Source organism: Mesorhizobium sp. M0060, assembly GCF_040323155.1.
Classification (GTDB): domain Bacteria; phylum Pseudomonadota; class Alphaproteobacteria; order Rhizobiales; family Rhizobiaceae; genus Mesorhizobium.
Map to the genome: position 1 here is coordinate 109,088 of NZ_JAMYUP010000006.1, position 15,464 is coordinate 124,551.

The window sequence follows — 15,464 nt, forward strand, 5'->3', positions numbered from 1 at the left end:
CCGAAAGCAAGGAGCAGTCCGCTGAAACGCCTTCGAAATGAAAATCCCGATCTGGATGCGGCGGACCTGAAAATCCTGCGCGTGCTGGAAAAGGACGCGCGCACCAGCATTGCCGAACTGGCGCGATCGGTCGGCCTGTCGGCGCCGAGCGTCGCCGAGCGCATCAAGCGGCTGCAGGAAAGCGGCGTGATCGAGGCCTATACGGTGCGCATCAATCCGGCCGCGCTCGGCATGAAATTGTCGGCATGGCTGCGGATCAGGCCGGTGCCGGGGCAATTGGCTGTCGTGGCCGAGATCATCCGTGAGCTGCCGGAAATCGCCCAATGCGACCGGGTGACCGGCGAGGACTGTTTCATCGCGCTGGCGCATGTCGGCTCGGTGGCCGAACTCGAACGGGTGATCGACCGGATCATTCCCTATGCGATGACCAACACGGCGATCATCCAGTCGTCGCCTGTCGTGGCGCGCTCGCCGCTTGGGGCGGTGAAACGGCTGCCTTGATGTGGAGGGAATGAAGGTCCCGTCAGGCGTGGCCGCGCTTCATCCGCGCTTGCTTCAGGATGGCGCGCCAGCGGATCATGGCAAAAGGGATCGGCTCGTTGTTGTTGGCGATGTGGAAGATCTCGTTGTTGAGGTTCTTCAGCGAGCGCCAGAAATCATAATCGGTAATGCGTGGGTCAGCCGCCAGCCTGTCCGCCTCGACCTTGATGTCGGTTTTCATGCACGTTCCCCGAACCGCTTTCGCCCCGCCGCCCGTATCGCAATTCGATGCGGATGGTTTTCCAACGCCGCGCTGAGTCGTTCAACGCCTCAATTCGGCTTGTTCACGTTAAAACCTTGGTAAGGTTAACGGCGGTCTGACGGCGGTTCAAGCGTCTTGCGACGAATGCCGATCGAACGGCCGGCGCGCTCCGGCATCGGCAGCGCCGCATGGGCGGCGCGCATCGCTTCAACCTTGGCCAGAACGTCGGCGGGGAAGGGCGCCACCTTCGGGCCTGACATGTCGACATGCAGCGACAGCGTTTCGGACGTGGCGGCGAGCCAGCCGTCGAGATGGCGGATTTCCTGATAGGCCCTCAGCCGCTTCTCGTCATGGTCCAGCAGCTGGAAGGAGACCGTGACCTTGTGATCGAGATGCAGCTCCTGGACGTAGCAGACATGGACTTCCGCCGTGTAGATGGTGAGCCGCCGTTCTTTCACATAATCCGGCCCCATCCCCATCATCTCGAAGGCTTCGTCGGAGCAGCGGTCGAACAGCACGTTGTAGTACGCCATGTTGAGATGGCCGTTGTAGTCGATCCAGGCCTCCTCGATGTCCATGGCGTGAGAGACGAAAGGGGCTGGGATGGGCATCGGAAACTTCCTCATCGTCATGCTGAAACGAGCGTGGACTGGACAGAGCGTGGTTGGTGAGACTACGCATCCCTAGATGCATAACAAGGGTGGACGCTGGTCCATTCGCGGAGGAATCGATGGCTCTAAGCGACCTCAACCCGGTCGAGCGCAACGAAGAAGGCATCGCCGCCGTGCTCGGCATCCTCAAGCAGCGGCTCGGCGAGCGATTCCAGACCGGCCAGGCGATCCGCGCCCAGCACGCGCATACCACCACCTACATTCCGACCCAGGCGCCGGACGGCGTCGCCTTTGCCGAGACGACGGCGGAGGTGCAGGAAATCGTGCGCGCGTGCGCGGCACATCGTGTGCCGGTGATCGCCTTTGGCGTCGGTTCCTCGCTGGAAGGCCACACCAATGCGCCGGGCGGCGGCATCTCGCTCGATACCTCACGGATGAACCGCATCATCGCGGTCAATCCGCAGGACCTCGATTGCACCGTCGAGCCCGGCGTGACGCGTGAGGACCTCAACCGGTATCTGCGCGACACCGGCCTCTTCTTTCCAATCGACCCGGGCGCCAACGCTTCGCTCGGCGGCATGGCGGCGACGCGGGCGTCGGGCACCAACGCCGTGCGCTACGGCACGATGCGCGAAAACGTCCTGTCGCTGACCGCAGTGATGGCCGACGGCGAGGCGGTAACCACCGGCAATCGCGCGAAAAAGAGCTCGGCCGGCTACGATCTGACACGGCTGCTGATCGGCTCGGAAGGCACGCTCGGCATCATTACCCAGCTGACCTTGAAGCTGCAGGGCATTCCGCAGGCGATTTCGGGCGGCGTCTGCCCATTTCCCAGTGTCGAGGCGGCCTGCAATGCGGTGATCGCGACCATCCAGATGGGCATTCCGGTGGCACGCATCGAATTGGTCAACGCGCTGCAGATGCGGGCGATGAAGACCTATTCCAAGCTCGATTATCCGGAGAGCCCGTGCCTGTTCGTCGAGTTCCACGGCAGCGATGCCGGCGTCGCCGAGCAGGCCGAAACCTTCGGCATGATCGCCGAGGAAAATGGCGGCGGTCCGTTCCTGTGGACCAGCGTCGCCGAAGAGCGGACGAAATTGTGGAAGGCCAGGCACGATGCCTACTGGTCGTCGCTGACGCTGCGGCCGGGCGCCAAGGGATTGTCGACCGATGTCTGCGTGCCGATCTCGCGCTTTGCCGAATGTGTCACCGAGACCGAGGCGGACATCGCCGAGATGGGCCTGATCGCGCCGATCGTCGGCCATGCCGGCGACGGCAATTTCCATGTGCTGGTGCTGATGGACGTGGACGATCCGAAGGAGATCGCGCTGGCGGAAAAATTCGTCGCGCGGCTCAATATGAGGGCCATCGCCATGGACGGCACCTGCACCGGCGAGCATGGCATAGGGCAAGGCAAGATCGGCTTCCTGCGGCATGAACTCGGCCGTGGCGTCGACATCATGCGCACGATCAAGCAGGCGCTCGACCCGCTGAACATCATGAACCCAGGCAAGATATTGCCGGCAGTTGGGCAATAGCGGCGATGGCCGCAGCCGAGGCACTTCTGCCCATCGAAGCACCGCCTCTTTCTGCCGGTGCACCACTACCTCACGTCTTCGCCGACGAAGACAAGTTGCTGGTCGCCTATATCGTCAACATGAGAGCCCCGTCATTCGATGGGACGAATCCGCGCTCAGTTTCGCCTGTAACCAACGGCCAATCGGTTGCGATCCTGACGGCAAAGCCTTGTCTGGCACTTCAATTCGGCCTGCCGAACGATGAGGCCTTGAGCGGCCATCGGCTCTACCAACTGGGCCTGCAACCCTATGCTGCATTCGAGGTACTCAACTCGTCATGGATCGGTTCGCTTGAACGGGCAAATCGAGTTCACAGTTCTCATCAGCCAGAGCTGTTTTCTGGCTATCGGCACTTCATCTTCACCTTCCACGACTCGACGCTTGAATTTGTCGCGGAGAGCTTTTCGATGAGCCGTCGCGACGGATCGGTTCTGACCTCGTTGATGGAGGCCGTCAGTCCTCGCGCCTCGGCGCCGCAAGGCAAACGAAGATGGCTTCTCGACAGGCTTTGGCGACGCGGCTGATCCGCTGGCCCGGGTCAGCCTTGACCGCACTAGCCATTTGGTCGGAGACTCCGGACGTCGCCAGGGCCTGAAACCGGGCAGACGTGGTAAACGGAGGAGCGAGCAACATGGCGATTTCACGCAAGGAAGAGGCTCGGGCGCTGAGCGCCGACGAACATGCTCTCGTCGAGAAGTCGCACCATCCAGCGGTACAGCATCTTGCCGACGCCGAACTCGCCAGCTTGGTCAAGCTCCTAAGGGAGCGGCGCGACAAGGCCCAGACCGAGGCGCATCGCCGCCGCCGCGAAATGCGCGGCAAAGGTGCGCCAAAGGGCGCCGGCGCCTCGAAGACCGATGAAGGTTCGCAGTTGAAGCTGGCGGTTCTGGCGATGACCATGCGGCGGCTCAATGGCGAGGCCGAACGCCGCCGCCAGTTGGCGGCGCGTGTTTCGCTGGTCGAGAATGCACGCAAGGCGCTGTCCATGAAGCAAGGCGCTGCGGCGGACGGTCCCGAGTTCAACGCGCGCACCGCGCACAAAGGCATGCGCGCGATCGTGAGCCGGCGGCCTGAGAATCTGATCCGGCCGATGGAACTCGGCCGGCAGCGGCAGGCGGCAAAGGTGGCGCAAGCAAAGCGCGACGCGCGCTGAGTTTTCTTGGCTGTCTTCTTTTGCTCTGGAAGCCCGTCTGGCGGGAATTGCCTCTTTATCGACACGCTGATGCGGATAGAGTGCGGCTGACTTTCAATCAACCGCTTCGGAGTTCATGCTCGCACGCCTGTTCGTGATCTTCGGTGGGCTTCTCGTGCTGGTGCTGTGTGCGGCGCTGGTGGTGCCGTACTTTGTCGACTGGACGGGTTACCGCGCCGATTTCGAGCGCGAGGCGAGTGCGGTCCTGGGCCGCAAGGTGACCGTGCAAGGCGATGCAACGGCGAGGCTGTTGCCGTTTCCCTCGCTGACGTTCTCGAACGTCGCCGTTGCCGGTGGCCCCAACGGCCGGCCGGCGATGACCGTCGAAACCTTTTCGATGGATGCCGAACTGGCGCCATTCCTGCGCGGCGAGGTGCTGATCTTCGACATGCGGCTGGTGCGGCCGAAGGCGACGATCGACATCGCCGCCGACGGCACCGTCGATTGGACGATGCGGCCGTCCTCGCCCTTCGATCCCGGCCAGATCTCCATCGAGAAGCTGACGGTGACGGAAGGACAGATCGCGCTCAGCCACGCCGCAGGCGGGCGCAGCCATCTTATTTCCGAGATCAACTCGACGATCTCGGCCAAGTCGCTGGCCGGCCCCTGGCGGCTGGACGGCTCGCTGTTGCTGGACGGGTTGCGGACCACGATCGCCGCTTCCACCGGCAAGGCTGAACCGGACGGGCAAATGCGGCTCAGGCTCAAAGCCGATCCGGATGCCTATCCGCTGGTCATCGAGACCGACGGAAATGTGGGCCTCGTCGAGGGCGCCGCCGTCTATTCGGGTCAGTTCAAGATATCGGGTGCAGACCGGGCTGCGGCGCAGTCGCGCGGCACCGACGGCGAGGCGCTGAAAGTCAGCGCCGGCAAACCGGACCCAGGCTTCAGGCTGAACGGCAAGTTTTCGCTCGACCACCAGAAGCTCGGCGTCGACGAATTCCGCTTCGAGACCGGACCGCTCGACAATCCCTATACCGCCGACGGCAAGGCTGCGGTCGACCTTGGGCTGAAACCGCGCTTTGCGATCGAGGCCAATGGCGCGCAGGTGCAGTTCGACGAGGCCGTGGGGGCGGCGGCCGGTGCCGGACTGACGCTGTCCGAGCGGGTGGCGGCGCTGGAGGAGGCGCTGCTCGATCTGCCGAAACCGACCATACCGGGCACGGTCGAGGTGAAACTGCCGGCGGTGGTGGCAGGCGACACGACGGTTCGCGACGTGCATCTGTCCGCCGAACCGGCCGAGGGCGGCTGGGCGGTGAAATCGCTGGCCGCCACGCTGCCCGGTCGCGCCAAGCTGGAAGCCAATGGCATGGTCAGCGTCGAGGACCATTTTGGTTTCACCGGATCGCTGCTTCTGGCGGTGGCGCAGCCCTCCGGCTTTGCCGCATGGCTGTCGAAGGACGTCGACGAGGCGATCCGCCGTTTGCCAGCCGCCGGCTTCAAGGCCAAGGTCGACTTGAGTGAAAAACACCAGGCCTTCAGCGATCTCGAACTCATCCTCGGCAAGGCGAAGTTCTCCGGCCGCATCGATTCCAGCCAGCCCGACGACACAAGGCCATCGGTGCTGATGCAACTGGAAGGTGGCGAACTCGACGTTGATGGGCTCGCCGCCTTCGCCTCGATCTTCGTCAGCGACAAGGGCGCCAACCGCTTTTCCGACCGCGACCTCGATTTCCAGATCAAGGCCGGGCCGGTCAGCGCCGGCGGGCTGACCGCCGATAGCGTCGACACCGCGCTGAGGTTGCGCGACGGACTGCTTGAGATCGACCGGCTATCGGTCGGCGGGCTTGCCGGCGCCTCGATCAGCGCCACCGGACGGATCAAGGATTTCCCGGCGAGCCCGACCGGCAAGCTCGACGCCTCGGTGGTCGCCGTCGACCTCAAGCCGCTGATCGACGTCGCCGCCCAGCATTATCCGGATAATGCAGTGCTGAAGTGGCTTGCGGAGCGTGCTGCTGCCTATCCCGAGCTGTTCCAGGATGCGCGTATCGACGCGGTCACGAGTGCGGCAGACAATGGCGACGGTACGACGGGACTGGCAATGAGCGCACAGGGCAAGGCCGGTGGTTCGGCCTTTTCGGCGTCGCTATCCGGCAAAGGTGCGCTCGACCGGCCTCTCGAAGCGCCGGTGACGCTGACCTTCAACGCCCGGAACGCCGACGCCACCGCGCTTCTGGCGCTTTACGGGTTGCCGGCGTTGCCACTCGGCATGCTCGGAGAGGCGACCACCGAGGTCTCGGCCAAAGGCACGCTTGGCGGCGGCCTGGCGACACGCTTCAGCCTCGCCGGCAACGACTTCAAGGCTGGTTTCGACGGGACAATTGCCGAGACGCCTCAGGGCGCGGCCGCCAAGGGCAAAGTCAGCGTTGAAGCGGCCGATATCGAACCATGGCTGATGACGACCGGCGTCGGGCTGCCAGGCATGGGGACCGGCATGTCGACGTCACTTGCGGCCGATGCCGACTACGGCAATGGCCTGCTGGTGCTGAGCGGCCTCAGCGGCGCCGTCAACGAGGCGGCGGTTTCCGGTGACGTCAACATCGACGTCAAAGAGGGGCTGCCGCATCTTGCCGGCGCGCTGTCGCTGGACGAACTGGACCTCGATCCGATGGCGGTGATGCTGTTCGGTGACCAGGCCTTCCTTGCAAATGACGGGGCCTGGCCGACGGCACCGTTCAGCCAGAAGTCCAGCCTGCCATTTACCGCCGATCTCGATCTGGCGGCGGCGTCGCTTGCCGCCGGCCCGCTTGCCACCGCCTATGACGCAGCGCTGTCGCTGCAGCTCGACCAGGAAGGCATCCGCGTTTCCGACCTCAAGGCAAAGTTCCTCGGCGGCGCGCTGAGCGGCCTGTTCGAGCTTAAGAACAATGACGGCACCGGGCTTTTCTCCGGCCAGATGAAACTCGCCGGCGCCGATCTGGCAGCCGTGCTGCCGGGAGCTGGCATCAGCGGAAGCGGCGATTTCTCGACGGCGCTTTCGACCAGCGGCAAATCGGTCGACGCGATGGTCGCGGCGCTGTCCGGTTCCGGCACGGCGACGCTGAAGGGCATGACCATTGCCGGCATCAATCCCGATGCCTTTGCCGCCTTCATCGCCAAGGCCGACGCGATAGGGCGCGACATCGACGTGTCAAAGACTGCCGGCTTTGTGCCGCAGATCGCCGCGGCGGGCAGTTTTCCGGCGCAGGACACCGGTATTGCCTTCACGATCGCCGGCGGCACGCTGAGGGCGCCGCCGGTCAAATTCGAAAGCCCGGGCGCGACGCTGTCCGCCGACATCACCGCCGATCTGAGCACCGGCACCGTCGATGCCCAGGGCGAGATCGCCTACAGACCCGGCGACGAGGCGCTGGTCGGCTCCGAACCGATTTTGAATTTCAGCGTCGACGGGCCGTTCGGCGCCACCAAACGGCAGTTCGACAGCGAGCCGCTGGCGCAGTTCCTGACCCAGCGTGCGCTGGAAAAGGAGCAGCAGCGGGTCGAAGCCATGCAAGCCGCACTGCTCGAAAAACAAAGGCTGCGGCGTGAGGTGCGCTACTACGCTGCCTTGCAAACCGAGCGTGAAAGAGCCGCGGAGGAACTGCGCAAGCAGGAGGAAGCGGCGCGGCTGAAGGCTGAGGCCGACGCCAAGGCAAAGGCCGAAGCGGATGCGCAGGCCCAAGCCGAAGCGGAGGCGAGGGCGCAAGCTGAGGCCGAGGCGAAGGCTGAAGCGGACGCCAAGGCACAGGCGGATGCAGAGGCGAAGGCCGAAGCCGAGGCCAGGGCGAAAGCCGCGGCGGATGCAAAGGCCAAAGCGGATGCGGCGCAACAGGCTGCTGAGGAGGCAGCGCAGGCCGAAGAACAGCAACGCCAGAGGGCGGAAGAGGCGTTACGCATCGCCTCGGAAGAAAAGGCAAAGCTCGACGCCGAACGCAAGGCCGCGGCGGAGCAAGCGCAGAAAGCGGAACCGGCGCAGCCTCCGGTCAATGACAATCGGCCGCCAGCAGAAGCTGCGCCACCCAAGCTCGATCCCTCATCGATCGATAATTTGCTGAAGTCGCTGGGGGGGGGTTAGAGCGAACCCTTCATGCCGCGCTTGGCCCAGTCCAGCACATAGAGCCTGAGCGCCGAGGAGAGGTTCGCATTGCGCGGGCGGCTCTCGTCGATTTCGGCGACAAGGGCGGCGAGCGTCAATTTTCGCGCGGCCGCGATGGCGACCAGGTCGACGTAAAAAGGCTTTTCGAGCGAGTAGCTGGTGCGGTGGCCGCGAATGGTGACCGAGCGCTTTTCGACCGGGCTCACGCGACCCAACTCATACTTCAAGCATCGGATTCGTCCGAAAACCGCGATGCACTTTTCGGTCCGATGCTCTCGGTGTTCGAATCGCCCGATTTTTCGCGGCGATGGCCGGCGACGAATTTGGCGGCCTTGTCGGCGATCAGGCGGTCGCGATCCCGGCTGATTTTGGAACGGCCATGCAGCGTCCGGTTCTGTTCGGCCAGGCGTTCCTTCTCGGTTCGCGCCTTCTGCTTGCGGGCCTGACGGAGATTGACGATCTCGGCCATGTCACGCCGCCTGTCGGATCACTTCTTGCGGAAGGCGTCGAGCGACACCACGTCGGCCCCCTTGGCGCCGGCGTCGGCCGCAGCGGGCTTCTTTTCCGCCTCAGCGGCTTTCTTCTTCGTCTCGGGCTTTTTCTCGGCGACGATGGCCAGCGGCTCGGGAGCGGGCTTGGCCTTTGTCTCCTGTTCCGCCGGGGTATCCGTCTTCACGTCGAATTCGAGCTCGAAGTTGACGGACGGGTCGTAAAAGCCGCGCACGGCCGAGAACGGGATTTCCAGTTTCTCCGGCACGTCGGAGAACGACAGCCCGACCTCGAAGCCGGTGTCGCTCACCTTCAGGTCCCAATACTGGAACTGGATGACGATGGTCATCTGTTCGGGATAGCGCTCGCGCAACCGCGAAGACACGCGCACGCCCGGCGCGCCGGTGAGAAAGGTGATGAAGAAGTGGTGATTGCCCGGGAGACCGGTGCGCGCGACCTCGGCCAGGACCTTGCGCATGACGCCGCGCAACGCCTCTTGGGCCAGAATGTCGTAGCGGATGTGGTCATCGGCCATGTGGCTGTCGGGTTCCGTTGAATCGTCCTGATAGCTGTAGTCAAGCTTGAGCGCGGCGTAAACCGGATATAGATCGCTGGCGTGCGGAAGCGAAGCCCATTGGCGACGATTTAATCGTCAAGCGCTGGCGAGCGCGGTCTGTTTGCCTGCTCGGGTCACAGGCTGCCGCTTGCCGAAGGCGCGCAGGAAGGTGCGCACGCCATTTGTCGCGGACTGCACCACCTCGTCCTCGGTTGGTGTACTGCCGAGCATGAAGGTCGTCTGCAGCTCCGCGTTGGCAAGAGCCATGAACTGGCGTGCCGCGACATCGGGATCGTCGATCTCAAGGAAACCGGCATGAGCGAGCCGGGCGAAACGGGCGGCGATCGCCGGCCATGTCCTGCCCGGTCCTTCTTCGCGCCATTCGGCGAAAAGTTCGGGATAGCGCTCGCCCTCGGTCTGGATCAGCTTGCGCAGGAATTTACCGTCGCGGTTGCAGATGCAGTTGTGGTTCATCCGGACGGCAAAGGCGATGAGGTCGGCCTCGAGATCCTTCGGCTGATCGGGGAAGGTGGAGATCGTGGCGAAGATGCCGGCATTGCAACGTTCGGTGAGGTCGCGAACGATGGCAACGAAGAGTTTTTCCTTGTCGCCATGATGGTTGTAGATGGTCTGGCGGGAAACGCCGGCCTCGGCGGCAATCATGTCGATATTGGCCCCGGCGAAGCTTTCACGGCAGAAGACCGAAGCGGCTGCGTCGACAATCGACATACGCTTGGCCTCATGGCCGCGTGGCGGGAAAATGTCAGGAGAAACGCTGGCCTTCATACAAAACTATATAGAGGTGGTTGACGAATTAGACAAGCCTGTCTAAATTTGTGGACTAAACACGAAGGGGTTTTCGTTCCGCAGAAGAGTCGGAACCCCACGGGATGCAACGTCCTAGGGTTATACGCCGGTCCGCGGCGGCAACCAGAATTCGAAAGAGCCTGCCATCATGAACGCCAAATTCCTCCGCATTGCGGTCGTGCTCGGCCTATTGTCCGCCATCGGCCCGTTTGCCATCGACATGTATCTTCCGGCCCTGCCGTCGATCGGCGAGGATCTGCATGCCGGCACCGCCGCGGTGCAGATGAGCCTGCTGATCTTCTTTCTTTCCATGGGTTTCGGCCAGATCGTCGTCGGACCGATCTCCGACATGGTTGGCCGCAAGCTGCCGCTCTATGGCGGCCTGGCGCTGTTCATGGTCGGCGGCGTCGGCTCGGCGCTGGCCCCCTCGATTGAATGGCTGATCGCCTTCCGCTTCCTGCAAGGGCTCGGCGCCAGCGCCGGTATGGCCGTGCCGCGCGCGATCGTGCGCGATCTGCACACCGGGACTGAAGCCGCCAAGCTGATGTCGCTGTTGATGCTGGTTTTTTCGGTGTCGCCGATCCTGGCGCCGCTGACCGGTAGCCAGATCATCGAGAATTTCGGCTGGCGCGCCGTGTTCTGGACGGTGACGGGTGCGGCTGTGCTCGCCGCGATCCTGCTGGCTACCTCGCTCAAGGAGACGCGGCCGGTCGAAGAGCGCGCCGGCTCCTCCTTCGGCACGGCACTTTCCGGCTACCGTTTCCTGATGGGGGATCGCAACTTCCTTGGCCTGACGGCCATCGGCGGCTTCGGCATTGCGAGCTTCTTCGTCTATCTGTCGAGCTCGTCCTTCATCCTGATCGACCATTACGGGCTGTCGCCTTCGGTCTACAGCGTGTTCTTCTCGATCAATGCGGTTGCCTTCATCGGCATGTCGCAGCTGACCGGGTTGCTGTCGGAGCGGTTCGGGCTGCAGCGCGTGGTGCGGATCGCGGTGACCGGCTATGCGACGACGATGGTGGTGTTGTTCGCGGTGATGGCCTCGGGTGTCGACCGGCTCGACGTGATGGCGGCACTGCTGTTCATCGGCTACGGCTTTCTCGGCCTGGTCATCCCGACGACGTCGGTGCTGGCGATGGAAGAGCATGGCGAGATCGCCGGCACGGCTTCGGCACTGATGGGCACGCTGCACTTCGCCATCGGCGCGGTCGCAATGGGCGTCGCCGGCGTGTTCTTCGACGGCACGCCGCTGCCGATGGTGGCGGGCATCACGCTTTGCGCGGTGATCTCCTTCACGCTTGCCAAGGTGACGCTCGGCCGTAGCCGGGACGTTGCGGAAGCGTCGGCGGAGTAAGCGTCGACCATCGAGAATAAAAAGGCCGGGCGACGTTCCCGGCCTTTTCACGTTTGCGATCCCGGTTTACACGGCGGGTTCAGGACATGCAGCTTCGACATCTCAAGACGTTCGTGGCGGTCGCCACCACCTTGAATATCACACGCGCCTCCGAGCGGGTTCATCTTGCCCAATCGAGCGTAACGGAACAGATCCAAGCGCTGGAAGCCGATCTGGGCACGTCGCTGTTCGACAGGTCGCGGCGTGGCTTGAAGCTGACGGCGGCGGGACAGCGCCTGCTGGAGTATGCAAGCGATCTCCTCGACCTCGCACACGAAGCCCGTTCCGCTGTCGCCGACGCGGGCGGCACGGTTGCCGGTCGCCTGACTGTCGGCGGCCTGGAGACGCTTTGCTCGACACCTTGCCAGCTTTGCTGGGGGAATTCCACCGGCGCCATCCCGATGTGGAACTGAACCTCAGGGCGGACGATAGCAGTGGGTTGCGTGCCGGCGTGACCAGCGGGGCGCTGGACGTGTCTTTCCATTTCGGGCCCGTCCCGGTGGTGGTGCCGGAGCTGCGAAGCGAACAGGTGGCGGAAGAAGAGCTCGCCATCATAGCGCCGGCAAATCACCGACTGGCCGGATATGCTGCCATAACGCCCGAGGATCTGGCTGATGAGGCCTTCCTCGTCACCCAGCCCGGTTGCGTCTATCGGCGGATGTTCGACGAAGCGTTCGCAGCAACGCTGCCCGACCGTCCGAGGCTCGTCGGCGAGTTCGCCAGCATGGGCGCGATACGGAGCCTTGTTGCAGCCGGTCTTGGATGCGCGCTGGTCCCGCGTCTCGTGGCCACTTCGGCCGATGCCGAGATCCTTGTGCTGCCCTGGATCGGAAGCAACTCGACGACGCCGGTCACCATGGTATGGCGCCACCGGCGCGTTCAAGCGCCTGTCCTGCGGCTGTTCCTCGCAATGGCGCGTGAAACTCGGGCGCGCGAAATCTGGCCATCGCTAGACCAGTCGCTGGCCACCATCGACATGAAGCACCGTTCCGGTGATGAAGCCGTTATGCATCAGGGACGTGATGGCTTGGGCGATGTCGGCTGCCTGGCCGATCCGGCCGACGAGCAGACGCTTTGCCATGGCGTCCAGCGCGGCCGTCTTTCCGCTGCCGGCGACGGCATCCCAAATCGGGGTGTCGACCCAGCCCGGCGAAACGACGTTGACGCGGATCGGCGCCAGTTCGACCGCAAGCGCATAGGCGAGTGAGCCAAGTGCCCCATTGACAGCCGCCACCACCGAACCTTTCGCGGCTGGACGATAGGCGGCAATGCCTGAGGTCAGCGTGATCGATCCCCTGGGCGTCAGACGAGGCGCGCCATGTTTGGCAAGAAGAAGCGGCCCGACAATTTTGGAATCCATCACCTTCCGCGCCACCGAGATGTCCATATCGGGAAGCAACACATAGACGCCGGTGATGTCGGCGGCGGTCGAGACGATGTGGTCGAGCGTACCCACGTCCTGGAACAGGCGCTGGACCTCGTCCTCGCTTGTGACGTCGGCTGCGATCGTCCTCAGCCTTTCCGGGTGAGGCCGTGCGGCCGACAACCGGTCCTCGGAACGGCCGACGATCGTAACCTCGGCGCCGGCGGCAAGCCGCTGTTCGGCGAGCGACAGCCCCATGCCGGAACTGCCGCCGACGATAAGGATGCGTTCGGGTGTTGGTGTGGTTTCCTGGTTCATCTTGTCTCCATCAGGTAGCTGCCGGGGCGTGACCACACGCGGCGAGAAACTGAAGCCTTTTCCCGCAAAGGCATGGGAGAAGGGAAACGGGAAGATACGAATGCTGCCATCGGAGCTTCCGATGATGGAAGCCATTGCGGCAGGATGAAGCGGTGCTCAGAGCAGAATGCCGTTCAAGCGTTCTCCGCGTTGCTGCCGCTCGATGCCGCCCGGCGCAGTTGCGAAAGAATCAACGCCGGATGCGGTTCAGGCCGCGGCGAAAGATAGGGGGAGATAAGTGTGATGAAGGGGAGAAATGGAGGTTTCTGTTGCCAGGTACCTCCGAACCCCGCCTAGAAGTGCGAACCACTAGGGCTTGAATTGAAGCTATCGCACCGCTTACGCGGCGAGACGTGCTTCCGCATAGTTGTCGTTGGCAACTATAAGTTCAGCCCGATAACGGTGGTACAATGCCGGGCAAAAGTACGATCTTTACACCTTCGTCGATCCTATTTCGCCCCCAGCAAAAGCCGCTCTTGAGCAGCGGTTTTTGGTGGAGGCGCCGGGTACCGCCCCCGGGTCCGAACGGCTTATTTCATCGCCTGTTTATCGCCATAGTCGGTCGAGCCGACGAGGCGAATATAGGGACTGGCGGTGGAAAATGAAAGGCCGGAATGCCACTTTCATCTGTGTCAAAGTGGACCATGAAGGGTTGACTTGCAGTCGGTCTCAACCGAAGCTTTGTGGCGGTGAGGAGACCCAGCGCATAGTTGCGGCAGCGCGCCACAATCCTCATCGACCGGATCCCGTGGCGCCGACGAGGGGAAATTCGATGGCCGACTATCTCGCAGACGTAAAGAAATACGATGCAGCGGCGGACGCCGACGCGGTCGCCAAGATCGTCAAGCATTTGGGCATCGCGCTCAGGAACCGCGATTCCTCGCTGGTGTCCTGCACCGACCCGGAGGAACTGAAGCGCGTCAGGAATAGCTGGGTCGCCGGCAAGCTCGGCGTCACCGATGGCGCCAAGGCGGATGCGGCTATCGAAAAGACCTGCAAGGCGATGGCGGCCGACAACAGCAAGAGCCGGGTGACGTTCTATTACCTCGTCGCCAAAGATCTGGGCATGCTCGGCTCGCTCTGAAGAACTCGCCGCTGATGCCGGTGGGTTTTCCGGTGGAATCGTCTCGCTTTGCTGTGTTCGGCCGACGGTCATTCGGCTATGATGGCTGACAACCCGAATCGAGCCAGAGCCGATGCGCCAGTATCTCGACCTTCTTGAACATGTGCTGGAAAACGGCGCTGATCGCGGCGACCGTACCGGCACCGGAACGCGCTCGGTATTCGGCTACCAGATGCGCTTCGATCTGGCCCGCGGTTTTCCGATCACCACCACCAAGAAGCTGCACCTGAAGTCGATCATCCATGAGCTTTTGTGGTTCCTGGCGGGCGACACCAACATCAAATATCTCAACGATCACGGCGTCTCGATCTGGGATGAGTGGGCCGACGAGAATGGCGATCTCGGCCCGGTCTATGGCAAGCAGTGGCGGTCGTGGCCGGACGGCCATGGCGGCGCCATCGACCAGATTGCGAATCTTCTGAAGGAGATACGCAAAAATCCTAATTCGCGGCGGCTGATTGTTTCGGCGTGGAACCCTGCCGAGGTGGAGGCCATGGCGTTGCCGCCCTGCCACTGCCTGTTCCAGTTCTATGTTTCGGAAGGCAAGCTTTCCTGCCAGCTCTACCAGCGCTCCGCCGACATCTTTCTCGGCGTGCCGTTCAACATCGCTTCCTATGCGTTGCTGACGTTGATGGTGGCGCAGGTGACCGGATTGAAACCCGGCGATTTCATCCACACGCTCGGCGATGCACACCTTTATTCGAACCATTTCGAGCAGGCGCGCGAACAATTGCGGCGCACGCCGAAGGCGTTGCCGACGCTATGGATCAATCCCGAGGTGAAGGATCTCTTTGCCTTCCGCTTCGAGGATTTCCGGCTCGAGAACTATTTCGCCGACGCGACGATCAAGGCGCCGATCGCGGTCTAGGCGGCCATATCTAACTGTCCATATCGAAATTGCCTACTGCCGCTAGGCCCTCGGCGTTGTCCGCATCCATCTTGATCGACCGACGTCGACCATGACGCCCAATGCCTGGTCCGCGGCATAGGCGTGTCTGCCTTTTGCGGCGGGCACTGACTTCGTGCGATGTCTCCTTCGGCCTCGATACCGCTGTATGCAACGAAGATTATCGCAGGCCAAGAAAACCTCGGCTCAGAATGCCGTCGCCCGGTAAAGAGCCTTTCCTTGTTATGTTCACATGGATATATCGATGGACGGGCTTCGGGCCGGTCCAAGAC

At 63.0% G+C, this 15,464-nt stretch carries 16 protein-coding genes, 1 other RNA gene and 1 pseudogene; 10 read left to right on the top strand and 8 right to left on the bottom strand.

The annotated features are described in order from the left end of the window. The first annotated feature begins 21 nt into the window (after positions 1–21). Complete coding sequence (locus NKJ94_RS08805) at positions 22–501, top strand: Lrp/AsnC family transcriptional regulator (RefSeq protein ID WP_352524479.1); 480 nt, start codon at positions 22–24, stop codon at positions 499–501. Positions 502–523: 22 nt separating this feature from the next. Here NKJ94_RS08805 and NKJ94_RS08810 read toward each other — a convergent pair whose 3' ends face one another. Next, the gene (locus tag NKJ94_RS08810) at positions 524–721 is read right to left on the bottom strand and encodes a hypothetical protein (RefSeq protein WP_023676715.1); all 198 of its coding nucleotides are present in this window, start codon (positions 719–721) and stop codon (positions 524–526) included. A gap of 125 nt (positions 722–846) precedes the next feature. Next, entirely contained in the window at positions 847–1,353 is a 507-nt protein-coding gene (locus NKJ94_RS08815; RefSeq protein ID WP_352524356.1) for a thioesterase family protein, read from the bottom strand. Between the two features lie 119 nt (positions 1,354–1,472). On the opposite strand from NKJ94_RS08815, the gene NKJ94_RS08820 reads away from it, so the two are divergent. From NKJ94_RS08820 to NKJ94_RS08835, 4 genes are all read left to right on the top strand, one after another. After that, positions 1,473–2,891 (top strand): FAD-binding oxidoreductase, encoded by a 1,419-nt coding sequence (locus tag NKJ94_RS08820; RefSeq protein ID WP_352524358.1) that lies wholly within the window; start codon positions 1,473–1,475, stop codon positions 2,889–2,891. A 5-nt stretch (positions 2,892–2,896) separates the two neighbouring features. After that, complete coding sequence (locus NKJ94_RS08825) at positions 2,897–3,454, top strand: hypothetical protein (RefSeq protein ID WP_352524359.1); 558 nt, start codon at positions 2,897–2,899, stop codon at positions 3,452–3,454. A gap of 107 nt (positions 3,455–3,561) precedes the next feature. Continuing rightward, positions 3,562–4,083: a hypothetical protein gene (locus NKJ94_RS08830; RefSeq protein WP_352524361.1), complete on the top strand. Its 522-nt coding sequence runs from the start codon at positions 3,562–3,564 to the stop codon at positions 4,081–4,083. Positions 4,084–4,198: 115 nt separating this feature from the next. Next, the gene (locus NKJ94_RS08835; protein ID WP_352524363.1) at positions 4,199–8,176 is read left to right on the top strand and encodes an AsmA family protein; all 3,978 of its coding nucleotides are present in this window, start codon (positions 4,199–4,201) and stop codon (positions 8,174–8,176) included. Here the strand turns inward: NKJ94_RS08835 and NKJ94_RS08840 are convergent. The 4 genes from NKJ94_RS08840 to NKJ94_RS08855 form a co-directional block, all read right to left on the bottom strand. Continuing rightward, on the bottom strand, positions 8,173–8,403 hold the full coding sequence (locus tag NKJ94_RS08840) for a ribbon-helix-helix domain-containing protein (RefSeq protein ID WP_352524365.1): 231 nt from the start codon (positions 8,401–8,403) through the stop codon (positions 8,173–8,175). The genes NKJ94_RS08835 and NKJ94_RS08840 overlap by 4 nt on opposite strands. A gap of 17 nt (positions 8,404–8,420) precedes the next feature. Further along, on the bottom strand, positions 8,421–8,666 hold the full coding sequence (locus NKJ94_RS08845; RefSeq protein ID WP_352524367.1) for a DUF4169 family protein: 246 nt from the start codon (positions 8,664–8,666) through the stop codon (positions 8,421–8,423). 18 nt (positions 8,667–8,684) lie between these two features. Next, on the bottom strand, positions 8,685–9,221 hold the full coding sequence (locus tag NKJ94_RS08850) for an SspB family protein (protein ID WP_352466938.1): 537 nt from the start codon (positions 9,219–9,221) through the stop codon (positions 8,685–8,687). Between the two features lie 117 nt (positions 9,222–9,338). Then, a complete protein-coding gene (locus NKJ94_RS08855) occupies positions 9,339–10,028 on the bottom strand; it encodes a TetR/AcrR family transcriptional regulator (protein WP_352524368.1) in 690 nt (229 codons plus the stop codon). A 169-nt stretch (positions 10,029–10,197) separates the two neighbouring features. On the opposite strand from NKJ94_RS08855, the gene NKJ94_RS08860 reads away from it, so the two are divergent. The 3 genes and pseudogenes from NKJ94_RS08860 to NKJ94_RS08870 all read left to right on the top strand — a co-directional run. After that, a complete protein-coding gene (locus NKJ94_RS08860) occupies positions 10,198–11,403 on the top strand; it encodes a multidrug effflux MFS transporter (RefSeq protein WP_352524369.1) in 1,206 nt (401 codons plus the stop codon). Between the two features lie 86 nt (positions 11,404–11,489). Beyond that, on the top strand, positions 11,490–11,855 hold the full coding sequence (locus NKJ94_RS08865) for a LysR family transcriptional regulator (protein WP_352524371.1): 366 nt from the start codon (positions 11,490–11,492) through the stop codon (positions 11,853–11,855). Continuing rightward, positions 11,846–12,307 (top strand): annotated as a pseudogene (locus NKJ94_RS08870) (LysR family transcriptional regulator substrate-binding protein); the annotation flags it as partial. The gene NKJ94_RS08865 and the pseudogene NKJ94_RS08870, both read left to right, overlap by 10 nt. Positions 12,308–12,391: 84 nt before the next feature. Here the strand turns inward: NKJ94_RS08870 and NKJ94_RS08875 are convergent. Both NKJ94_RS08875 and ssrA read right to left on the bottom strand, forming a co-directional pair. Next, positions 12,392–13,123, bottom strand: a complete 732-nt coding sequence (locus NKJ94_RS08875; RefSeq protein WP_352524373.1) for an SDR family oxidoreductase — start codon at positions 13,121–13,123, stop codon at positions 12,392–12,394. A gap of 294 nt (positions 13,124–13,417) precedes the next feature. Then, positions 13,418–13,773: a transfer-messenger RNA gene (ssrA, locus tag NKJ94_RS08880) on the bottom strand. Between the two features lie 161 nt (positions 13,774–13,934). On the opposite strand from ssrA, the gene NKJ94_RS08885 reads away from it, so the two are divergent. Further along, positions 13,935–14,246 (top strand): DUF2853 family protein, encoded by a 312-nt coding sequence (locus tag NKJ94_RS08885; protein WP_023676702.1) that lies wholly within the window; start codon positions 13,935–13,937, stop codon positions 14,244–14,246. A gap of 112 nt (positions 14,247–14,358) precedes the next feature. Next, positions 14,359–15,153: a thymidylate synthase gene (locus tag NKJ94_RS08890; RefSeq protein ID WP_352524375.1), complete on the top strand. Its 795-nt coding sequence runs from the start codon at positions 14,359–14,361 to the stop codon at positions 15,151–15,153. Positions 15,154–15,464 lie beyond the last annotated feature (311 nt).